This window comes from Streptomyces sp. NBC_00076 (assembly GCF_045041235.1).
Classification (GTDB): domain Bacteria; phylum Actinomycetota; class Actinomycetes; order Streptomycetales; family Streptomycetaceae; genus Streptomyces.
This window is the reverse complement of sequence record NZ_CP108242.1, coordinates 4,877,799-4,899,685: the sequence shown is the minus strand read 5'-3', so window position 1 is coordinate 4,899,685 and position 21,887 is coordinate 4,877,799. Positions and strand designations below refer to the sequence as shown.

19 protein-coding genes are annotated in these 21,887 nt (G+C 69.6%); 11 read left to right on the top strand and 8 right to left on the bottom strand.

From position 1 onward, the window contains the following. Nucleotides 1-103 precede the first annotated feature (103 nt). The 6 genes from OHA64_RS22110 to OHA64_RS22085 form a co-directional block, all read right to left on the bottom strand. Nucleotides 104-658 carry a hypothetical protein gene (locus OHA64_RS22110; protein WP_405615665.1) on the bottom strand — a complete coding sequence of 185 codons (555 nt, stop codon included), beginning with the start codon at nt 656-658 and terminating at the stop codon, nt 104-106. Nucleotides 659-687: 29 nt separating this feature from the next. Further along, a complete protein-coding gene (locus OHA64_RS22105; RefSeq protein ID WP_405615663.1) occupies nt 688-1,074 on the bottom strand; it encodes an RRQRL motif-containing zinc-binding protein in 387 nt (128 codons plus the stop codon). Next, nucleotides 1,074-1,976: a DUF2637 domain-containing protein gene (locus tag OHA64_RS22100; RefSeq protein WP_405615661.1), complete on the bottom strand. Its 903-nt coding sequence runs from the start codon at nt 1,974-1,976 to the stop codon at nt 1,074-1,076. Before OHA64_RS22100 ends, OHA64_RS22105 begins: the two co-directional genes overlap by 1 nt. Beyond that, nucleotides 1,973-2,419: a Pycsar system effector family protein gene (locus tag OHA64_RS22095; RefSeq protein WP_405615659.1), complete on the bottom strand. Its 447-nt coding sequence runs from the start codon at nt 2,417-2,419 to the stop codon at nt 1,973-1,975. The genes OHA64_RS22100 and OHA64_RS22095 overlap by 4 nt, the downstream gene beginning before the upstream one ends. Continuing rightward, the gene (locus OHA64_RS22090) at nt 2,416-2,685 is read right to left on the bottom strand and encodes a DUF6284 family protein (RefSeq protein ID WP_405615657.1); all 270 of its coding nucleotides are present in this window, start codon (nt 2,683-2,685) and stop codon (nt 2,416-2,418) included. The genes OHA64_RS22095 and OHA64_RS22090 overlap by 4 nt, the downstream gene beginning before the upstream one ends. A gap of 128 nt (nt 2,686-2,813) precedes the next feature. Next, complete coding sequence (locus OHA64_RS22085) at nt 2,814-2,978, bottom strand: hypothetical protein (protein WP_405615655.1); 165 nt, start codon at nt 2,976-2,978, stop codon at nt 2,814-2,816. 423 nt (nt 2,979-3,401) lie between these two features. Here OHA64_RS22085 and OHA64_RS22080 point away from each other — a divergent pair, with 423 nt between their 5' ends. The 9 genes from OHA64_RS22080 to OHA64_RS22040 all read left to right on the top strand — a co-directional run bounded on the left by OHA64_RS22080 (nt 3,402) and on the right by OHA64_RS22040 (nt 17,738). Further along, nucleotides 3,402-4,169: a GntR family transcriptional regulator gene (locus OHA64_RS22080; protein WP_405615653.1), complete on the top strand. Its 768-nt coding sequence runs from the start codon at nt 3,402-3,404 to the stop codon at nt 4,167-4,169. After that, complete coding sequence (locus OHA64_RS22075) at nt 4,166-4,735, top strand: GNAT family N-acetyltransferase (protein WP_405615651.1); 570 nt, start codon at nt 4,166-4,168, stop codon at nt 4,733-4,735. Before OHA64_RS22080 ends, OHA64_RS22075 begins: the two co-directional genes overlap by 4 nt. Before the next feature lie 1,225 nt (nt 4,736-5,960). Further along, the gene (locus OHA64_RS22070) at nt 5,961-8,117 is read left to right on the top strand and encodes a protein kinase domain-containing protein (RefSeq protein ID WP_405615649.1); all 2,157 of its coding nucleotides are present in this window, start codon (nt 5,961-5,963) and stop codon (nt 8,115-8,117) included. 487 nt (nt 8,118-8,604) lie between these two features. Further along, nucleotides 8,605-9,948 (top strand): alpha/beta hydrolase family protein, encoded by a 1,344-nt coding sequence (locus tag OHA64_RS22065; RefSeq protein WP_405615647.1) that lies wholly within the window; start codon nt 8,605-8,607, stop codon nt 9,946-9,948. Between the two features lie 263 nt (nt 9,949-10,211). Then, nucleotides 10,212-12,482 (top strand): HAMP domain-containing protein, encoded by a 2,271-nt coding sequence (locus tag OHA64_RS22060; protein WP_405615645.1) that lies wholly within the window; start codon nt 10,212-10,214, stop codon nt 12,480-12,482. A gap of 15 nt (nt 12,483-12,497) precedes the next feature. Further along, nucleotides 12,498-13,976, top strand: coding sequence for a poly-gamma-glutamate synthase PgsB (gene pgsB / locus OHA64_RS22055; protein ID WP_405615643.1), 1,479 nt, complete (start codon nt 12,498-12,500; stop codon nt 13,974-13,976). Continuing rightward, nucleotides 13,973-14,455: a poly-gamma-glutamate biosynthesis protein PgsC/CapC gene (locus tag OHA64_RS22050; protein WP_030661330.1), complete on the top strand. Its 483-nt coding sequence runs from the start codon at nt 13,973-13,975 to the stop codon at nt 14,453-14,455. Before pgsB ends, OHA64_RS22050 begins: the two co-directional genes overlap by 4 nt. 44 nt (nt 14,456-14,499) lie before the next feature. Continuing rightward, the gene (locus tag OHA64_RS22045; RefSeq protein WP_405615639.1) at nt 14,500-15,585 is read left to right on the top strand and encodes an NlpC/P60 family protein; all 1,086 of its coding nucleotides are present in this window, start codon (nt 14,500-14,502) and stop codon (nt 15,583-15,585) included. Nucleotides 15,586-15,659: 74 nt separating this feature from the next. After that, on the top strand, nt 15,660-17,738 hold the full coding sequence (locus tag OHA64_RS22040) for an ArnT family glycosyltransferase (protein ID WP_405615637.1): 2,079 nt from the start codon (nt 15,660-15,662) through the stop codon (nt 17,736-17,738). Nucleotides 17,739-18,399: 661 nt separating this feature from the next. Here OHA64_RS22040 and OHA64_RS22035 read toward each other — a convergent pair. Both OHA64_RS22035 and phoU read right to left on the bottom strand, forming a co-directional pair. Further along, nucleotides 18,400-18,648 carry an SCO4226 family nickel-binding protein gene (locus tag OHA64_RS22035; protein WP_405615635.1) on the bottom strand — a complete coding sequence of 83 codons (249 nt, stop codon included), beginning with the start codon at nt 18,646-18,648 and terminating at the stop codon, nt 18,400-18,402. Between the two features lie 256 nt (nt 18,649-18,904). Beyond that, nucleotides 18,905-19,606, bottom strand: coding sequence for a phosphate signaling complex protein PhoU (phoU, locus tag OHA64_RS22030; protein WP_405615632.1), 702 nt, complete (start codon nt 19,604-19,606; stop codon nt 18,905-18,907). Nucleotides 19,607-19,840: 234 nt separating this feature from the next. Between phoU and OHA64_RS22025 the strand changes: the two genes are divergently transcribed. Together OHA64_RS22025 and OHA64_RS22020 are read left to right on the top strand one after the other, a co-directional pair. Then, nucleotides 19,841-21,187, top strand: a complete 1,347-nt coding sequence (locus tag OHA64_RS22025) for a sensor histidine kinase (protein ID WP_405615630.1) — start codon at nt 19,841-19,843, stop codon at nt 21,185-21,187. Continuing rightward, the gene (locus OHA64_RS22020; protein WP_015659563.1) at nt 21,184-21,864 is read left to right on the top strand and encodes a response regulator transcription factor; all 681 of its coding nucleotides are present in this window, start codon (nt 21,184-21,186) and stop codon (nt 21,862-21,864) included. Before OHA64_RS22025 ends, OHA64_RS22020 begins: the two co-directional genes overlap by 4 nt. Nucleotides 21,865-21,887: the final 23 nt, after the last annotated feature.

Here is a 21,887-nt window from a genome sequence, read left to right as displayed (position 1 = left end):
CCTGACTGCCCCGATCGGGGCGGGAGTTGAGGGAGGCGCCCGGGGTGGCCGGGTCCGTGGCAGGGGACGGCCACCCCGGGGCAGCAGGCGCGGACGCCGGGGCTTAGGCGGCGGCGCCGGGAACGAGCTGGTTGGCCAGGTGTTCCTTGCCGTAGGCCTCGCGCTCGTCCTGCTCGACGGCACGCTCGTGCTCGCGGGCCTGACGGCGTGACTGCCGCTCAACACCGAAGCTGTCGCGGGCATCGCGCACGATGCTCTCGACGACGTCCTTGCGGCTGAACTGCATGCAGTGCACGAGTTCATGGACGAGCGTGACGGCCATCTCAGCCTCGCCGGGGTGCTGGTCGACATTCAGCAGGACCAGCGCACTACCGTCGGCGCGCGGGATGGCGCGGCCGCTCACATCGCGGGCCCTGCGCAGGCATTCGCGTTCGGCGCGGGCGCGGGTGCGCTTGTCGAGCACGCCGGCCAGTTCGGTGTAGGCGGCGGCCCCGAGTTCGGCCATGCCGCGCTCATTGGTCAGGATGACCTCAACGTCGGGCATGCTGCCGGGCACCGCCCGGTTGACGATGCGCACGGCCTGCTCGGTCATCCGCTTCGTGGTGCGCAGGGTGGGCCCGTAGCCGGGCAGCTTGTGCGTACTGACGGTGATCTTCAACTGTGTCTCCGTCTCGAAGGTTGTGCAGGTCAGGCAGCTGACTGGTGTTCTTCGGCGGTGATGCACATCCCGCACATGCCGTACTTGCGGGATATGCAGTAGCCGACGTCCAGCCGGCAGACGGGGCAGGTGCGGCGGGCGAGCATCGCCAGCGCCAGGGCGCCCCACTTGCGCGACGTCATCGGCCTCACCGGCATGGCCAGGTCGACGCGGTAGAGGTAGGCGATGCGCATTCCGCCGGTGCGGCGGTTGGCGCGCATGACCTGCGCCTGTATCGGCTGACCGCCCGGACGCAGGCCCAGGGCGCGTAACTGCCTGCGGGTGGCGAGCCCTTCCGGGGCCAGTCGCCACGGGTAGGCGGGCACCCCGTAGCGGGCGCCGGTCGGGTCGTAGCACTTGCCCCATGCGGCGGACATCACGGGGCCGTGGTGGTGCGTTCGGCCTTGAGGGTGTCGCGCAGCATCCGGGCGTTGGCGGGCGAGGTACGCACCGCGCGGCGGATGCCTTCAGCGGTCAGTTCCGCATCCGGCCAATCGGCTGTCGCGGTCCGTGCCTCCGCCAGCAGTTCAGCCTGTGTGCGCTTGGGTCGGGGCGATCGGGCGACGTCGGGGACCCGACCGGTCACACCGCGAGGGCGGGGTGCTGCGGCGGGCGCCACACTCCGCTCGATCGGCTCGACCGGGGCCGACTCGATCGGCAGGGCGATCGGGGGGAGGGGCTTGAGCGGCAGAGTCGATTTCATGAAGTCGACCGGCCCTTGATCGGGCACGCGAACCACCGTCGCGGTGATCGGCGGCGGGGTCGATTCCGGCAGGTCAGCCGTAGACCGTTTCATCACGGTCTCGGTAGATTCCTCCGCATTCGCGTCCACGGCCGGAATCGGGGTGGGGCGGTGGTGCAGGACCTTGGCGACCAGATCGGATCCGAAGTAGATCGACCCGACCGGAAGCGACGTGGCCAGCAGGACAAGAGCCCAGTTCGCTGGGTCCCAGTTGGCGAGTCGCCCCCAGTCGACCGTGGTGCCGTGCAGCTCGGGCACGAGACCGTGGACGTAGTTGAGGACCAGCGAGGCGGCGGTGTAGGTGCCCAGCACCCGCAGCGCGAACGTCCGGTCCCGCCCGGCGAGTACGAGGGTGGCGACCAGGGCCAGGGCCATCAGGCCGTCGACCACGAACGGGTAGAGGGTGGCGGCGGTGTCGTCCGCGCCGACCGCGTTGGCAATGTCCCGCAACGCGTTCCAGGAAACCCGGAATGCCATGCCGACCACACCGACCAGCGCCAGCACGAGAGCGGCGCGACCCTTGCGGGGCAGCGTCATGCCGCACCCCCTGCCGCGATCACCACAGCGACGATGAGCAGGGCGCCGCCGGTCAGGGTCAGGTCGACCGCGCGGCGCAGGCAGGTGAACTTGGCGACCGCCAGACGGGACAGACCCGCGATGTCGGTAGCCAGGTCACGCGCGACCGCGTCCGTGATCTGTTCGGGGGTCAGGGTCGCCCACAGCGGGAAGCCGTGGCGGCCACGGAGGTTGGGACGTGTCGACCGCAGCAGCAGACCAGCGGCGGTGACCAGCACCGCCATTCCGAGCCCGCCCGCGACGTACGCGGGAAGGTTCAGGGGCAGGTCGCGGGCGATGGTCCAGGCTCCGGCGAGGACCGCGCCGACGAACGCCAGCAGCAGCGCTGTCTTGGTGTCGGTCCGCGTGATCTCCGCCTTCACCTCAGCGTGCGCGGCCCTCAGGTTCTGGTCGGTGGCGCTCACGCTCCCACCTCCGGGAGGGTGATGCTGGCGGTGCGGTTGGCCAGGTCCCTGCCCTCGGCCAGGACTCGGCGGCGGGCCCGGCGGATGCGGCGGGTGTCCAGCTCGGTCGGGGTGCGGTCGAGGGTGGTGATCTGCGCGTCGAGCAGGTCGACGGCCGCCAGGATCAGCGGCATCTCCTGCTCGATCGCGTCCAGCTCAGCGGCCGTCGGCTCCATGAAGTCGGCGAACGCGGTAACAGCGTCCTGAACAGTGACGATGTGCTTCATTGGGTCGTGGTTCCTCTCACAGGTGGAACGGCCCGAAAGCGGCCCCGGAGTTGCACCTCCGGGGCCGCGCGCCGTTGATGATGGAAAGCCGCGTGAGCCGCACGCGGCGGTGAAGCGCGGGGTGCGCGCTACTTGCTGTCGGTGTCCTCGGTGCTGCCTCCCTCGCCCATCACGACGTCGCCGTAGACGACACCGCCGGACACGCCGACCTGGTCACCCAGCACCACGGACCCACCGAAGGTGACCTCACCGTCACCGAAGTTGAAGACGGTTCCGTTCTTGTTGTCGCCCATGAGGGCCCCTCTCAGATGTGAGCTCGGGTCTTTCCCGGCTCCCCTCAGCGCTGCTCGTACGAGACGAGCAGCGGAGGCAACCGGCCGCAGCGCTGAGCTGCGGAAAGGTCGATATGCGCTGTGCTGTGCGCGGGAACGACCCGCGCACGCCGCCCTCTTGATTGCAGAGGTGGGGCGGCTTCTCTTAGGCACGCTGTTGAGTTCTCAACCAACCGACGCTTCCTTCGTACTCACCCACCCCTCCGGGCTGGGCTTTCCTCCGGGCGTTGTCAGTGCAGGCGAGCACACTTGGAGGTGTTGCACCACCTGCTCAGCTTGTTGGTACAAGCTGATGCAGTGATGCTGCACCCACAGACAGTCAGGCGTCAAGGGGTTAGGGGCTACATGTACCAACAAGCTGGGCGAGTGCGTCATGATGAGGGCATGAACAAGCAGCCGAAGTACCGCCAAGTCGCCGACGTCCTGCGTCGCGAGATCGACAACGGCACCTACGCGCCGGGGGCGCGGCTGCCCTCAGAGAACGACCTTCAGCAACGCTTCGACGCGTCGCGAAACACCATCCGTAACGGTCTGAGCCTGCTGGTCAGCGAGGGGCTGATCTCGTCAAGTCAGGGACTCGGCTATGAGGTCAAGTCCCACGAGGTGTTCAAGCTCAACGCGTCTCGATTCGAGAACCTGACCTTCCCGCAGAACGGCGACGCGTACAGCACAGACGTGACCAACGCAGGCCGGCGGCCGCACCAGACCTTCCGTGTCGAGATGCTGCCAGCGTCACAGGAGATCGCTGAGCGCCTCATGGTCGAGCCTGGTGCGAAGACGGTATTGCGGTTTTGTCATCGCTATGTGGACGACGTTCCTTGGTCCACTCAGGCGACCTACTATCCGTCGTGGCTGGTCGATGCATCGCCGCGACTAGCTGAGCCTGGTGACATCGAGGAGGGAACAACGCGGTACCTGGCTGCTCAAGGCATTGAGCAGGTTGGGTACTTCGATGAAATCGCGGCGCGGATGCCGACCCCGGACGAGTCACGCCTGCTGGAGATCGGAGCAGGTGTGCCGGTACTGCTCTGGACACGCACCGGCTACTCGGCAGACCGCCCCATCCGGTGCACCATCACGACCTTCCGCGGCGACCTGAACCGCATGAACTACGAGATCGGCGAGCTTGCCGCCCGAAGCGAGAACACGTGATCATCATCCCCGCAGAGCCACACGACGTAGCCAAGCTTCTGGCCTTCCGTGAAGAAGCGGCAGCTTGGCTTCGCGGTCTCGGCTCTGACCAGTGGAGCCGCCCGTACCCGGCTGACAAGCTACTGGCCACGATCGAAGCGGGCACAGTGTTCATGCTTCGCGACGGGCACACCACTGCCGGCACCATCACGCTCACGCCGGACGCCGAGGATGGTCTGTGGACTGACGACGAACTTGCCGAACCTTCGATGTTCGTCAACAAACTCACCGTGGCCCGCGAGTACGCCAGGCAAAACCTTGGCGGCCGACTGCTTGATTGGGCTGGCGACCGGGCGCACCGTGCGGGCGCCCGATGGGTCCGACTGGACGCATGGACAGCGAACGAAGCGCTCCAGCGCTACTACCTCGAACAGGGCTTCACGTACGTCCGTACGGTCCTGGAAGGGGCAGCGGTGAATGGCGGACCACGGGTCTCTGGGTGGCTTGCGCAGCGAGTGGCGCGGCCCGCAGATCACGGATTCACGGACCGTACGCCAGCACCCGCACGCCTCCCCTTCGCGGCTTGACTCCGCCCGCAGCCCGCAGCCCGCAGCCCGCAGCCCGCAGCCCGCAGCCCGCAGTCCGCAGGCCCCACCAATGACGCCCGCTCTGCCCGTGTGAGATGCGTCACTAGCTGCGGGTTTTGCTGTGCGCCAGGTCCTCTATGCGCGGGCAACTGGCGTCGTCCTACCGAGGGCGCCCGCTCGGCCCAGCGTTCAGCGGCTCTCAGTGCGGTGCCGCCAGAGCGTGGTCGGGTGAAGGGTTTGCCCGCCACAAACGCATCGGCACTACCTGGCACGTTGCACCCCTCCCTAACCCTTACGCCATTGCATTGCAATGGCGTAAGGGTTAGGGGTTGCGCGGAGCGCAAACTGTGTTCAACTAGCCCTCTGTTCAGGGGTTTCCTGAACAACCTAAATTTGCAATGAAGTTCACGCCAGCGAATTGGTAGGCGCTGTTCCGGTTGGAGCGCCGAGCCAGCTGAGGCCACTGAGGTGACGTGTAGAGGCACACTGATGCCGTGCCCGCCCTCGCTCACGGTTCGCTCCTGAGTGCGAGGGCGGGCTGACCTAGTCCCTTGTTCGAGAAAGGTCAGTGATGACGTTACCCATCCAACGCGCATCCCTCAGCGGCGAGTCGAAACGCTCCACGCGAACGCGATCGGCCTTGCGGACCGCTTCGTGGCGTCACCGGCGTATTGCGGCTGTTCTCGTCATCGTTGGGCTGGCGACTGCGGCCGGCGTGTTGGTCCTGGTCCTCCCAGCTCTCGCCGTTCCGCTTGGAACGGCGATGGGCGTCATGGCCGTAGCGGTGCCACTGACTCAGCGAATCTGGGCCGAGGAGGCACCGCATGGCGGTGCTGCGGATCATGACTCTCGCTAGGCACTGCTGAGGCGGTCTTTGGCGGCGGCGCCCGTCGCGGCCGGGCGGAGGCTGCTCCTCTTCGTGTGAGGCCCGGGGCGACGCCGCCGGGCCCTCTCTGGGCCCTCCGAGGTCGACCTCAGACGACCAACAACGACCAACAATGACCGCACGACCGCAGGTCAGTTGGGGCGCGTACCCCTCTGACCAGGGCCAAAAAACGGGCCCGCCAGACCCAGGGCAAGAAGAAGTAAGGCCGATACATCAGGCCTCCTACCAGGGATTTTTCCGCTGACGGGAGGCCTGATGTCGTATCTGGGCCGTGGTGGGGCGGCAGGCCCTACTCTGATCCCCGTGAGGCAGGCCTGGCGCTGGGAAGGATGATCGGCGATGACGCCCCTGAGCACCGGGGACCCGGAGTCCATAGGCGGGTACACCCTTCTCGGTCGGCTCGGGGCGGGCGGCATGGGAGTCGTCTATCTGGGAGTCTCCGCTTCGGGACGGCAGGTCGCGGTCAAGCTCGTGCGCGGGCCGTATTCCCAGGAGGAGGAGCTCCGGACGCGCTTCCGACAGGAGATCGCGGCGGCGCGCAGAGTGAGCGGCGCCTTCACCGCCCCTGTCGTGGACGCCGACCCGGACGCCGACCGGCCGTGGATGGCGACGCTCTACGTGCCGGGGCTCACCCTTTCCGAAGTCGTGGAGAAGGAAGGCCCGTTGAGCCAGCGGGACCTGCGCGCGCTGGGGCTGGGGCTCATCGAGGCGCTGCGCGACATCCACCGGGTGGGCCTGGTGCACCGGGACCTCAAACCGGGCAACGTCCTGATGACCGAGAACGGGCCGCGCGTCATCGACTTCGGCATATCGCGCGCTTCCGACAGCCAGAGCCTCACCACGACCGGGCGGATGATCGGCACTCCGCCCTTCATGTCGCCGGAACAACTGGCCTCGCCCCGAGGGGTCACCCCGGCCTCGGACGTGTTCTCGCTGGGGTCACTGCTGGTGTTCGCGGCCGTCGGCACGGGACCGTTCGACGCCGACAGCCCGTACATAACCGGCTATCAGGTGGTGCACGGGACCCCGGACCTCGGCGGGGTACCCGAAGGGCTCCTGGGCATTGTCGAGCGCTGCCTGGACAAGGACCCGGCCGCACGGCCGGGACTGACGGACATACACCGCATGCTCCAGACGCTGCCGGAATCCGACGCCATCGCGTCTCCGAAGACCGGGCAGTCCGCGAACTCCTGGCGCCACCCCACTTCTCCGAGCGCGGCCACCACCTCCGCGGGCGCCGCGACCGGCACCCGCAAGGGACGTCGAACCCGGATGCTGCTCACCGGCCTCGGCGCGGCGCTGGCCGTCACGGGCCTGGGTATCGGGGTGGGTGTCTTCGTGTCCGGTCCGGACACCACCGCCGCCTCCGAGACCGCCGCCTCCGACGCCACGGCCACCAGCCGTGCCGCCTCGCTGCCCGGCGGCTGGCGGCCGTGGCGCACGAAGCTGCGGTACGACGTGAAGGGTGTTCCTCTCGATTACGACAACCCTGGATGCGTGACGGAGGAAAATGCCCTGTTCTGTGGCGGTACGGGCTTCACAGCCGCCAGGATCGACACGGCCTCCGGCCGGATCCTGTGGCGGACCGGCACCCGCCCTCAGGGGGTGCAGCCGATCGGCGTCCGCAACGGGCTGGTCTATGCGTACGAGGATCCGGACGACAGGACCAGGCGCGTGGTGGCTCTCGACGCCGCCACCGGGCACCGGCGCTGGCAACGCGACATCAACAAGTCCCAGGACGCGGTCCTGTACGACGGCGGACTGCTGACCATGTCCCCCGACTACTCGTCGTTCGTGACCTACGGGCCGTCCGGAAAGGAACTGTGGCGGGCGTCCTCGCTGGACGAGGTCTGCACTCCGTCTGCGCTGGGAGGCGCCCCCTACGCCCTGTGCTCGGCCGGCACCGAGCCCGGCCAGGCCCCGGTCGATCTGATGAAGCTCGGACCCGGCAGCCTGACCGAAATCGCCACCCTGCCGAAGAAGGCGGAAGCGCTCGGCGCAGTCGGCGGGCAGCCACTGTTCCTCGCCCCTCAGACCGCGAAGGACGTGTACGAAGCCGGGTACGAACGGCCGTACAACGCGCTGCTGCGGGTGGCCTCGGACACCGGGCAGGTCAGACGGATACCGCTGGCACATCCGCTGACCGGCGCGGCCACCCTCGTGGACGGCGTCGTCTACTTCGTCCGGTCCGACGGGTCGGTCACCGCGGTGTCGGCGGACAGCGGCAAACAACTCTGGCAGAAGGTGACGGATGTGGAGAGTCTGTCCGCGCCCGCGGTGTCAGCGACGTACAAGCGGGTCTATTTCTCCAACCGCTTCGGCCGTCTGCTGGCACTGGACAGCCGCACCGGAGCAGAGGTCTGGCGCACCTCCGCGCTGGACGCCCCCGGGGACAAAGCGCAGAACTACCCGCCGCGAGTGCTGCTCGTCAAGGACGCGCTCGTGGCGATGGCCGGCGACACGGCCTTCTCCCGGAGCCCGGACGGACCCACCTGACCGGCCGAGGCAATCGCCACGAGCAGGTCCCGAGCGGCCGGCGCCGTGTGCCGTGTGCCGTGTGCCGTGCGAGACCGGAGTCCTTCCGCAGTCGGCGGATCGCCCTGCTCGTCCTGCCCTCGTCCGCCAGCGCCTTGGCTTCGTCCTGGCTCGCCTGCTCAACTGGTGTGATCTGTGCCGTGAGGCGCGCTTTGGTGCTCGTCATGGGTGAGGCTCCTTGTCAGCGGCGCTGCTTCTTGATCTGGTCAACGCCGAGTACGACCGACGCCAAGCCGCCGAGAGTCGCACCCGGCTCGCTGAGCTTCTCCTCCCCCGGTCGGTGCCGTGGAACGCCGACGCGTCATCGGGCCGTGGCAGCGCTCAACATCCGGTACGTGAGGTCGCGTTGGCGACATCGGGGACGCGCGAGTACTGCCGTCGCTGCGGCGGTACGGTATGCGGCAGTCGATCGCGCGTTCTACGATCGCTGACCAACATTGGGGGTTTCATGAAGTACCGCCGCCCGCACCACCGTCGAAGAGGGATCGCCAGAGCGGTCGCCTCGGCGGGTGTGCTGGCCCTCGCGCTGGGTGTGGGGATGACACCGGCGATGGCCGCCGGGAAGACGTCCGACAGGCCTGCGGCCACCGGGGCCCCGGTCGGCCAACCCGACCCGAACACGCCCTGGGCGCCCGAGAACGACGAGCAGCAGCTCAAGCCCGCACACCCTGAGGCGCTCGCGTCCGCCCGCACGGCCACGTCGGCCCAGCAGCTCACCATGCCCGCGCCGACCGGGCAACACAGCGTGGGCATGGTCGGCCTGCACCTCGTCGACAAGTCCCGTACGGACCCGTACGTGCCCGGCAACAAGCCGCGCGAGTTGATGGTGTCGCTCTGGTATCCGGCCACCGCCACGTCCGGGCACTATCAGGCGCCGTGGATGCCGTCGATCTCCGGCGCCCACTTCCTCGGCACGCGCAGGCTGACGCCGCAGCAGGTGACCCTGCCGAAGACCGCGGGCCATGTCCTCGCCCCGGTGAAGACCTCGCTCGGCAAGCTGCCCGTCCTGCTGTACTCGAGCGGGCTGCACTCGGACCGCGCGATGGGCACCGCGCTCGCCCAGGATCTCGCCAGCCGCGGTTACCTCGTCGTCACCGTCGACCACACTCACGACGCCAACGAGGTGCAGTTCCCGGCCAGTCGACTCGAGGTCAGAACGATGCCGTCGACCGCCCACTCCTCCGACACGCTCAAGGTGCGCGCGGCCGACATCAAGTTCGTCATCACCGCGCTCGGCAAGATCAGCAGTGGCGGCAACCCGGACGCCGGCCGCGCGACGCTGCCCTCCGGGCTGTCGAAGTCGGTGGACACCTCCCGTATCGGCATGTTCGGCTGGTCGCTGGGCGGCGGGGCGGTCGCCACCTCCATGCAGCTCGACAAGCGGATCGATGCCGGTGCCAACCTGGACGGCCAGTTCTTCGGGACGGCGCCGAGCAAGGACCTGGACCGGCCCTTCATGCTCTTCAGCTCCGGCAACCACAACCGCAACAACGACAGTTCGTGGCGGACCATGTGGTCGCATCTGAAGGGATACCGGGTCGACATCAAGCTCAAGGGCGCGGCGCACCTGTCGTTCAGCGACAACGAGTATCTGGTGCCCCAGTGGGCGCGCCTGACCGGGACCTCCCAGGCCACGATCAAGGAGCAGTACGGCACGATCGCCCCGAACCGGGCGGTCCAGATCCAACGCGTCTACCTCGCCGCCTTCTTCGACCAGGAAGTGCGTAAGAAGCACAGCACCCTGCTCGACGGGCCCTCCACCAAGTATCCGGAGATCTCTTTCGTCCGCTGACCGGACATCCGAAGGGCCGGACCTGTTCGCGGGTCCGGCCCTTCGGCGCGTGGTGACTCGTATGTGTCGCCGCCGGGCAGGGTCCCGTTGTCTCGTACGACACATGGGGGGAACCTGTGATAGCCATGTGATGGGAGGCGCTAGAATGTTCGTCTTGTCGAACATTTGGGCGCTCGGCGCCAGTTGAGGAAGGATCAGCTCTCCTGTCCTCCGCACCTCGGGCGCCGCGACGCCACCGCATCCGCCGCCGCGCCGATATGCCGATGCTTGGCGGGGTCCGCCCGCCGATAGCCTCACTCGTCGTACTCCTGCTGATGGTCGCCGCCCTGACCGTGATCGGCCTCGACGGCATCCACACCGCGGGTGTCCCCCAGGCCGTGCTGAACGGGGAACAGCAGATCGCCGCGGACACCGCGCTGTCGATGCGCTCCGCGATCGACGCCGAGGCGAGCGCGGTACGCCGTACGGCCGACGCGTACCCGGCGACGAGCGCATCGACCCCCACGACCACGCTCAAAGCGCTGACCGCTGCCAGGAAGGCGGCCCTCGGCAGTGCGCTGCTCGACCAGCGCAACGGCAAACTGCTGGCGGCCGGCGGCAAGACGGTGCCGCTGACCGGGGTGGACGTCGCCAGGACGGCGTCCGGGCCCGAAGCGATCCCGCCCCGGCTGGTGACGTCGGGCGGCACCCGGCAACTGCTGTACTTCGCGAAGGTCACACTGCCCGCGCAGCAGGACGATCCCGACCAGGACCAGGACCAGTACCAGGCCCCGAGCCGGCCCGACCGGCAGTTGCTGCTGGTGGTCTCCGAAGCGCTCCCCGCCCTCACGGCGTACGGCGAGGGGCGCACCGCCGAAGTGCTGGACGCGAGCGGCAAGGCGCTCGCCACCGCAGTCCGTGGCACGGCGTCCGAAACCGCCGCCCACAGCGGTCTGTCCGCGGCGGCGGCCCGCGCGGCGAACGGGTCGAGGAGTGGGACCGACGCCTCGGGAACCCTGCTGGGCACCACCACCGGCAGCCGGCGCACCGTGGCCGGCTGGGCCCAGGTCGCCTCGGCGACAGGTTCGGGCGCGACCGACGACCTCGGCCTGGTGGTGCTCACCTCCCGCGCGGCGCCCGCCACGGCCCCCGCCGCCGACTACTCGCGCTTCGCACTCGAGACAGCCGGGACGCTGGCCATGGTCGCGCTGTTGCTCGGGCTGGCGCTGTACTTCTCCGTGCAGCAGCCACTGCTGCGGCTGTATCTGTCCGCCGGCCGCCTGGCCCGGGGCGTGACCGGGGGTGGGCCGACCGCGGCGGCGGAGCTGTCCCGGCCGGTTCCGGTGCACGGCTTCGGTGAACTGGCCCGGATCGGGCGGGCACTGGACTCACTGCGCGGGCAACTGCTCGGCGAGAGCGGCCCGCAGCAGTTCCCGGCCCGGCGCGGGCCGGGCTACCGGGCTCTGGCCGTGGTCGGCGTGGTGGTGGTGGCCTGCTGGGCGGTGCCGATGATCTTCCTGCTGAACCGGGCGGACGCCGCGACCGCGGTTCCGGCTCCGGTCCTCGCCGACCAGCAGGCGCGCACCGAGATCGCGACGCAGCGGATCCGGCAGTCCCTCGACCAGTCGTACACCGACCTGAGCGAAGCGGCCGCGAGTCTGTCGGGCAGGAGCCGGGCCGCCCAGAGCGAGGTCCTGCGGCAGTCCCTCGCCGACCACAAGCAGTACCGCTCGTTATATCTCCTGAACCGCTCGGGCGGCATCACGCTGCGGGTGGGCGACACACCCCTGCGCACCCTCGTCCACGTGCCCGGCGGCGGTGGGATCACCACCGTCAACACCTCGGGCCGGATACCGGCGATCGCCGCCTACGCGCAGGTCCGGTCCGGCAAGGGCCAGGCCCCGGCGGCCGGGGTGGTCCTGTTCGGCGAGATCGACGTGAAGGCGCTCAACTCCATTCTGCCCAGGCCGAAGCTGGGCAGCGTCTGGGTGACGGACGGCGACGAGAAGGTGCTGGCGGCGAGCGTGGGCTACCGTGCCTTCCAGTCGCTGCCCGACTCCGGCCTGACCCGTCTCGCCCGCGCCACCCAGGGCGCCCCGGGGACCGCGGGCACCGCGACCTCGGCGGTGCACAACACGTCCTCCGGCCCATCGGTCGACGCCGCCGCGCCGCTGGCGCAGAGCGGCCCGACGGCCCGTCTCGGCTGGCACGTGGTGACCGCGGAGCCCGCGGCGGCGCTCCAGATCCCCGCGGTGCAGGCCGAGCAGCGCACCATGCTCGCAGGCATCCTGGGCCTCGCCGTGAGCGCGGCCTGCCTGGGCTGGCTGTACGTCGTGGTGATCCGGCCGCTGCGTGCGGTCGCCGTGCTCGTCGAGCGGCTCGCCGGCGGGGACCGCCGCACCGTGCTGCATCCGGTCAACCACGACGAGATCGGCTCGGTCACCCGCAGCCTGGAGCTGGTGCGCCAGGTCCTGGCGGAACGCGACCGGGCGGCCAGATCCGGCCACGCCGCCGGGCCCTCCCGGCCCCCGCGTGCGAACACCCACCAGCGGTAGAAGGACGGAATCGGCGTGCTCTTCCTCTATGTCATCGTCCTGATGTGCTGCGCCACGCTGTGGATCGCCGGAATCCTGGAGCAGCGGCGGCACTTCGCCTCGCTGGAGCAGATACCTACGCGGGTGCTGGTCAACGGTATCCGCGGCAAGAGTTCGATCACCCGGCTGTGCGCGGGCGCGCTGCGCGGCGGCGGCCTGGTCACGGTGGCCAAGACCACCGGCACCGCGGCCCGGTTCATCCATCCGGATGCCACCGAGGAGCCGGTGTACCGCAAGCTCAACATCGCCAACATCGTCGAGCAGATCGGCATCGTACGGCGGGCGGCGACCTACCGGCCGGACGCGCTGGTGATCGAGTGCATGGCGGTGATGCCCGCGCTGCAGGAGATCAACCAGGAGAAGCTGATCCGTTCCACGATCGGCGTGCTGTGCAATGTCCGCGAGGACCATCTGGAGGAGATGGGGCCGACGCTGGACGACGTCGCCCGCTCGCTCTCCCGCTCGATGCCGGTGGGCGGGGTGTGCGTGACGGCGGAGAAGGACCGGCTGCACATCCTCCAGGAGGAGGCCGACAAGCGGAACTGCCGGCTGATCGCGGTCGATCCGGAGTCGGTGACCGACGCCGAACTGCGCGGCTTCAGCTGGTTCACCTTCAAGGAGAACGTGGCGATCGCGCTCGCCGTCGCCGAACTGCTCGGCGTGGAGCGGCACACCGCGATGCAGGGCATGTGGGACGCGCCGCCCGACCCGGGCGTGCTGTCCGTGGAGCGCTATGTCACCCCCGACGGAAAGCGGCTGCGGTTCGCCAACGTCTTCGCGGCCAACGATCCCGAGTCGACACTGATGAACGTCAAGCAGCTGGAGGAGCTGGGCGCGATCAGAGGGCCGATCGGCGTGGTCATCAACTGCCGCCCGGACCGGGTGGAGCGCAACGGCCAGATGGGCACGATCGTCCCCGACCTCGCCGCCGAGACGGTGTTCCTGATCGGCCACCCGACCAAGAGCGCCCGGGACGCGATACCGGCGGGCTTCACCGGGCGGGTGGTGGATCTCGGCGGCGACCGCCGGGACCCAGAGGAACTGACCGCGGCGATCCTCGCCGAACTCGGCCCGGATTACTCGCTGGTGGCGATCGGCAACATCCACGGCCAGGGCGAGCTGTTCCTTGAATGCCTCGCCGAGCTGCCGCTGGACGACTCCGAGGACCTGCTCGACGTCGTCACCGGCGACGGCCTGGACCAGGAGACTATCCAGATAGCCGTACCCCGACCGCGTGTCTCGGTGGCCCGCCCGCCCGAGCCGGAGCCGTACAGCTGGGTGGCACCGCTGGAGACACCGACGTACGCCTTCCGCATCCCGGAACAACGCGACCTCGCCCGCCGGTCCGCCGCCCGCCAGGAGCGGCCCGACGAATGGAACACCGCGGGCGACCCGAACCACACGCACGATCAGTACCACTCCTACGATCCGCCCCAGTCCATGAGGAACCCGTGATCCCCCCCGACCTCAACGCACAGACCGCCGCACTCGGGATCGCCCTCGGGCTGGTCTTCTCGCTCGTCTGCTACCTGACCACCAACCTCTCGCCCGGGGGAATGATCACCCCGGGCTGGATCGCCCTCACACTCGTCACCGACGTGTGGTTGGCCGGGCTGATGGTCGGTGTAGCGACGCTCACGTACTTCATGACGAAGCTGTTGCAGCGCACGGTGATTCTCTACGGCAAGCGGCTGTTCGCCGCCGTGGTGCTGTGCGCGGTGCTGACGCAGACCACCGTGATGCTCGCCCTGAGTCACGAGTTTCCGCTGCTGTACACGTCACAGACCCTCGGCTTCATCGTCCCCGGCCTGGTCTCGTACCAGATGGTCCGCCAGCCCATGGCGGCCACGGTCATCTCGACCACGGCGGTGACGCTGGCCACGTACGTCGTGCTGGTCTCCGGCCTGTTGATGGGCGCCCTGCCCACCGGCTGACCTGTCGAGCACCCTCTCACCTGACACTTCCAGGAGGATCGGTCATGCACTCCACACCAGTCGGCAGAGGCAACAACCCGACCCGCCGCGCCGTGTTCCGTACGATCGCCGGCGTGGCGGTAGCCGGGGCGGCGGGCGGGTTCGCCTGGGACCGCTTCGGGCGGGGCAGCGACGACGATGCCGGTACGACCGCCGACGGCACGGGCTCCGGCCCGAACTCCCGGTCCGCCGGGCCCCACACCTACGAGCGGCTGTCCGCCCCCGGCCGCACCGTGGTCCGTGCCGCCGACGGCGGCACGCTCGCCACGTTCACCGACGGCGCCCGTACGGCCGTACTGACCGGGCCCGCCCGCACCTTCAGCGAGCCGCGGACCACCGAGGCCACGGTGACCACGGACGCCTGGGTGCGCGTGCTGCCGCACGCGTGGCAGCGGGGCATGGAGAAGTCCGCGTGGTTCAAGAGCTGGTTCCCCAAGACACTCGGCGACAAGAGCCCGGACGTCTTCGCGGTGGCGTTCCAGTACAGCAGTGCCGGGGCGCCCGACAAGCGGAACACCGCCGACGTGCGCTACGCGGGCACCGCGCACTTCGGCCCGCGCAACGCCGCGGTCAAAAACCCGTTGGACTTCGCCTACTACGACGAGAAGTCCGACTTCTACGACTATCTGGGCATCGACTGGGACTTCCCGGACGGCACGCGCGTGCAGCCGGAGAACGACCGCTACGGCTGTGTCGACTGCTCCGGCTTCCAGCGTCTCGTGTGGGGCTACCGCATGGGCATCCCCCTGCACAACACCAACACCAAGGGCACCGGTCTGCCGCGCCGCGCCTACGCCATCGCCGCCCACGGTCCCGGCCGCCAGGTGATCCCGCACACCGGCACGCGGCAGGCCACCGACCTGGACGTCCTGCAACCCGGCGATCTGGTCTTCTTCGCCATCATCAAGGACCGGCCGGACTTCATCGACCACGTCGGCATATACATGGGCCTCGACGACAAGGGCCGGCACCGCTTCTACTCCAGCCGCTCCGCCGCCAACGGCCCGACCCTGGGTGACCTGTCGGGCCACGCGCTGCTGGACGGCACCGACTTCTACGCCCGCGGCTTCCGGGCGGCCCGCCGACTGTGATGTGACTCCACGATGTGACTCCACCGCCGACGCATCGCCGCTTGACCTGACCTGCTGATCCGAGGACCACCGCCATGACCGCCATCCCCGCCGTCCAGCCCACCGGCGCGCACCGAGGCCGCCAGGCGGCGAACCGCCGCTTCAGCCTGCCGGAAGACGCCCCACGCTGGGAGCGCCCGGCGCTCGCCGCGGTGCTTGCCGTCGCCACGGTGCTGTACTCCTGGGGCATCGGGCACGCCGCGCTCCACCCCTTCTACGGTGCGGCGATACGCTCGATGGCGGGCAGCTGGCGGGCGTTCTTCTTCGGCGGGCTCGACGCCGGCGGTTCGATCAGCATCGACAAACTGCCCGGCGCCTTCTGGCCCGACGCGATCTCCGTCTGGCTGTTCGGCCCGCACACCTGGGCGGCCGCGCTTCCGCAGGTCGTCGAAGGCGTGCTCACCGTATGGCTGTTGCACCGGATCGTACGGGCCTGGTCCGGTCCGTTCGCCGCGCTGATCGCCGCGCTGGTGCTCACCCTCACCCCGGTCACCGTGGCGCTCAACCGTGCCACCATCCCGGACACCACGCTCACTCTGCTCCTGGTGGCGGCCGCCGGAGCGCTGCAGAAGGCGGTACGCACCGAGCGGCTGCTGCCGCTGATCACCTGCGGGATCTGGGTCGGGCTCGCCTTCCAGGCGAAGATGCTGCAGGCGTGGCTGGTGCTGCCGGTCTTCGCCGCCGTGTACCAACTCGTCGCGCCAGGCGCGCCGTTGAAGCGGGCTCTGCGTCTCCTGCTGGGCGGGGCGGTCGCGCTGGCGGTCTCCTGCTTCTGGATACTGATCGCCTGGGCGACACCGGCTGCCAACCGGCCGTACCTCGACGGAACGTCCGACAACAATCCGTTCGCCCTGGTTTTCGGCTACAACGGTCTGAGCCGCTTCAGCAGCGATTCCACCGCGTTCGGCGCCGTCGCGGGCACCGCCGCCAGCCGCACCACCGGCAACACCGGCTGGGACATGCTGATCAACGACACGGTCGGCCCGCAGGTCGCCTGGTTCCTGCCGCTCGCCGTGCTGGCCACGGTCCTGGGCGTCGCCCGGCGCGTCGGCCGGCCGCGAACCGACCTGACGCGCGCGGGATTCCTGTTGTGGGGCGGCTGGCTGGCCATGCACGGCCTGGTGTTCAGCGTCTCCAACGGCAACCACGCCTACTACACGGCCGTCATCGCCCCGGCGCTCGCCGCGCTGGCCGGTGGCGGCCTCGCGCTCTTCCGCTCGGAGTACGAGGCGAAATACGCGGCGGAGCTGGAGCCCGGGGACAAGCCGAAGCAGGAGCCGAGGGACGCTCAGGAGCCGGAACCGGGGTACGAGCAGGAGACCTGGTACCAGCTGGGGTGGGACCCGAGATACGACCCGGAACCGAGGGGCGAGCCGGAGCAGGAGGCCGAGCCGGCGGCGGAGCACGCGGCGACCGGCCGACGACACCTGACGCTGCCGGCGGCGATCGCGCTGACGGCGGCGTGGGCGCTGGTACTCGACTGGCCGACCCGATTCGTCTCCTGGCTGCTGCCGGTCGCCGTGATGCTCGCGCTGTGCGGCGTGGTGGGCCTATGGAGCCGCGGGCCGCGCACTTCCCCGCGGATGGTCCACGCCGCCCTCGCCGCCGGGATCGCGGCCACCCTGGTCGTACCGGCCGGCTGGGCCGTCTCCGGCCTCGACCCGCTCTACGCGGGCGCCACCGCCTCGCCGATGGCCGGTCCGGTCGGCAAGTCGTACAGCGAGCATCCCCATCGCGCTCCGCGGAGGAGAGGGCTCGACCGGCCCAGCGCCCGCGACGCCGCCCTGCTCGACTACCTCACCACCCACCGCCGCGGCGAGAAGTACCTGCTCGCCGCCCAGGCCGCCTACGCCGCCGAACCCCTGCTGCGCGCGAAGTCCGAGCCCATCCTCGTCATGGGCGGCTTCACCGGCAGCACCCCCTTCCCGACCGCCCAGCAGCTCGGCAGCCTCGTCACCGCCCACCAGCTGCGCTATGCGCTGCTCACCACCGAGCGTCCCACCACTCCCACCACCACCTGGGTGAAGTCCCACTGCACCCGCATCCGGCCCACCGCCTACGGCCTCCGCACCGACGGCAGCTTCACCCTCTACGACTGCGCCCCCCAGAGGTGAGGCGCCACCCGCGAACCCAGCGATCGCGGTCCCTGGAGCTCCAGCGAAAGCACTGCGGGCGGCAGCATTGCGTCATCGGGCGTCGGCTCAGGACTCATCGCACCGGCGAAGTCGACTTCTCCGCGCAGTCGCCGGGCCAGGTCGAGCGGGCGATGTACCTCTGTCTCCATGTCGGCGACAGGGAGCGTCGTCGCGGCGCTGGAGCACCCTCGTACGCCGCCAAGGGACATCGAAGCCCGAGCTTTCCCGGCTGTTCTCCATGATCCGCACCGCCCGGAAGCCGTCTACGGGCGCGGCAGGACACGGAGGCCGGTTAGCTGAGATCGGGACTCCGCTTCGCGCCGACCGCTGGCTGTCACTAACATCCGCTCATGCCTCTTCGGCGTCCGCGCTGAGATGAATGACCGGGTGAGGTGCGGATGTGGGCCCGCTTGCCGACGGGCTCTTGGACGTCGGCGACGACTTCTGCTCCCCGCACCCGGCGAGCGCCGTCATCGCGACAATCGAGGCAGCCACCATGAGCGCCACGGCCGGTCTGGGTATTCGCGTCACGGTCAGTCCTCCGTGGCGGACTCTATCGGCGGCAGCGACCGATAGGGAGGCCGTCAGGGGAGACGGGCGGGCGCGGGGACCGTCCCACCGCGCGCCGCGGACCGCGCCGTCAGACCGACAGTGAGACCTCGTGGATCTCGGCGGCCTTGTGCCCCGCGCGTTCGTGGACGCGCTGGACCGCCTCGGCCGAGGGGCCTTCGGCGAGGCAGTAGATCGTGCCGGAGGACGGGTCCGCCCAGGCATGTTCGAAATGCACGCCCTCTTCCTTCTCCAGGGCGAGGTCGGCCGCGTGTGCCTCCCTCAGCTGGTCGGGCGTGATGCCCTCGAAGCCGTGGTGGACGTCCATGAACTTGGCCATGGCCCGTACCTCCTTGCCTTTCCGAGTCCTGCGGGTGCGCGAGTGTGCTCACCTGTTCTTCCCTCATGGTGCGCCCGTACGGCGGCGCGGGCGACCGCTCGGTCGGCACCAGTTTCCGCGTAGGACGTGTACGACGGTGAGGGCCCCGGTGTGACACCGGGGCCCTCACCGTCGTACGAGATTCACCGCACCGTCAGCCGGTTCGCCGCACCGCAGCCGGACGGATCAGGGCCCCCGAACAAGACCCCCGGAGGGATCAGGCCCCCTCCGCCCCCTGTGCCGGCTGGATCTCGGGCTGCGCGTCCGACTGGAGCTCGTCCGCGTGTTCGCCCGTCACCAGGAACACCACCCGCTTGGCCACCGACACCGCGTGGTCGGCGAACCGCTCGTAGTAGCGGCCCAGCAGGGTCACGTCGACGGCCGTCTCGATGCCGTGCTTCCAGCGGTCGTCGATCAGGTGCTGGAAGAGGTGGCGGTGCAGGAGGTCCATCTCGTCGTCGTCCTGCTCCAGCTGGAGCGCCAGGTCGACGTCCTTCGTGATGATCACCTCGGCCGCCTTCGCCATCAGGCGCTGCGCGAGCTGACCCATCTCCAGGATCGTCGCGTGCAGGTCGTGCGGGACCGCGCGCGACGGGAAGCGCAGCCGGGCCAGCTTCGCCACATGCTGGGCCAGGTCGCCCGAGCGCTCCAGGTCCGCCGACATCCGCAGCGACGTCACGACGATACGAAGGTCCGTGGCGACCGGCTGCTGGCGGGCCAGCAGAGCTATCGCACGGGCCTCAAGGTCGTGCTGGAGCTCGTCGACCTTCTGGTCGGCCTCGATCACGCTCTCGGCGAGCTTCAGGTCGGAGTCGAGGATCGCCGTCGTGGCGCGCCCGATCGCCGAGCCGACCAGCCGGGCCATCTCCACCAGACCGTCGCCGATCGAATCCAGTTCCTCGTGGTACGCGTCCCGCATCAGGGTTCCCTCTCGTACGTCGTCATCGGGGGTTCACCGGGGGCCGGGGCCCGGCGCGAGTGTCTTGAAACCGGTGCTTCGCACCCCACGCTCCCACGTTCCGGCCTGTACGCGTCCGTTTCCGGCACCCCAAATGAACCAATCCTGGCTCCAAGGTGAACTCTGGGCGACGAGTGTTCGAGGTCGCACTCGGATGGCTGTGGCCGGGAGCGATGCCGTGCCTAACCTGAGGGCATGGACGTGAACGCGGCGGTTGCCGCAGCGGCAGCGATCGCCGGTGTACTCACCGGTGTCATCGCCGTGCTGGCGTTCCGCTGGAGCGAGCGGGAGCAGAAGCGCCCCACCCGCACCTCCCTGCACACCGACCCGGTGCTTCCGCCGGGCGTCGACACCGTTCTGTCGGTGCTTCGCTCCTCCGCGGTCGTCCTCGACGAGGCCGACTCCGTGGTCAAGGCCAGCTCCGCGGCGTACGCGCTCGGGCTGGTCCGCGGCGGCAAGCTCTCGGTGGAGCCCATGCTCCGGATGGCCCGGGACACCCGCCGTGACGGGGAGATACGCCAGGTCGAGCTGGATCTGCCGAGGCGGGGAACCGGGCGGGGCGAGGCACTCGCCGTCTCCGCGCGGGTCGCCCCGCTCGGATCCCGGCTGGTGCTGCTGCTCGTGGAGGACCTGACCGAGGCACGGCGGATCGAAGCGGTACGACGTGACTTCGTCGCGAACGTCAGCCACGAGTTGAAAACCCCCGTCGGCGCGCTCTCCCTCCTTTCCGAGGCAGTGATGGGCGCATCCGACGACCCGGAGGCGGTGGAACGCTTCGCCGGCCGTATGCAGATCGAGGCGACCCGGCTCACCAACCTGGTGCAGGAGCTCATAGACCTGTCGCGGGTACAGAACGACGATCCCCTGGAGGACGCCGAACCGGTACGCGTCGACGAACTGGTCGCCGAGGCGATCGACCGCTGCCGGCACCAGGCCGGCGCCAAGAGCATCACCATGGCCGCAGGCGGAACCGCCGACCTGCACGTCTGGGGCAACCGCGGCCAGCTCGCCGCCGCCCTCGGCAACCTCGTCGAGAACGCCGTCAACTACTCGCCCGCCCGCACCCGCGTGGGCATAGCCGCCCGCAAGATCAACGCGCCCGGCGGGGACATGATCGAGATCGCCGTCACCGACCAGGGCATCGGGATCTCCGAAAAGGACAAGGAGCGCGTCTTCGAGCGCTTCTACCGGGTCGACCCGGCCCGCTCCCGTGCCACCGGCGGCACGGGCCTCGGCCTCGCCATCGTCAAACACGTGGCCGCATCGCACGGCGGGGAGGTCACGGTGTGGAGCGCCGAGGGGCAGGGCTCCACCTTCACCCTGCGTCTCCCGGAGGCCGGCGTGGCCCGCGACCGCGCGCACCAGCACCCCGACCTCGACGACTTCGACGGTTCCGACGGTCTCGACGGATCCGAGGGTCTCCACGACCGCGACGGTCTCGACGAGGAGACCGGTCGTCACAGCGCCTCAACCCCCGCATCACGCCCCTCACCCCCATCATCTTCTTACGAACCACATCCCGCCCCGGAGGTCCTTCCGTGACCCGTGTGCTCGTCGTCGAGGACGAGGAGTCCTTCTCCGACGCCCTGTCGTACATGCTCCGCAAAGAGGGCTTCGAGGTCGCCGTCGCGACCACCGGGCCCGACGGACTCGACGAGTTCGAGCGCAACGGCGCCGACCTCGTCCTCCTCGACCTGATGCTGCCCGGCCTGCCGGGCACCGAGGTGTGCCGCCAGCTGCGCGGCCGCTCCAACGTCCCCGTCATCATGGTGACCGCCAAGGACAGCGAGATCGACAAGGTCGTCGGGCTGGAAATAGGAGCCGACGACTACGTGACCAAGCCGTTCTCCTCCCGCGAGCTGGTCGCCCGCATCCGGGCGGTCCTGCGCCGCCGAGGCGAGCCGGAGGAGGTCACCCCGGCCGCGCTGGAGGCGGGCCCGGTCCGTATGGACGTGGACCGCCACGTGGTGACGGTCTCCGGCTCCAAGGTCGACCTCCCCCTCAAGGAGTTCGACCTCCTGGAGATGCTGCTGCGCAACGCCGGCCGCGTCCTGACCCGCATGCAGCTCATCGACCGGGTCTGGGGCGCCGACTACGTGGGCGACACCAAGACCCTCGACGTCCACGTCAAGCGCCTGCGCGCCAAGATCGAGCCCGACCCGGGCGCGCCGCGGTACCTGGTGACGGTCCGGGGGCTCGGCTACAAGTTCGAGCCGTAAACCGCCCGCTCACGCTGACGCCC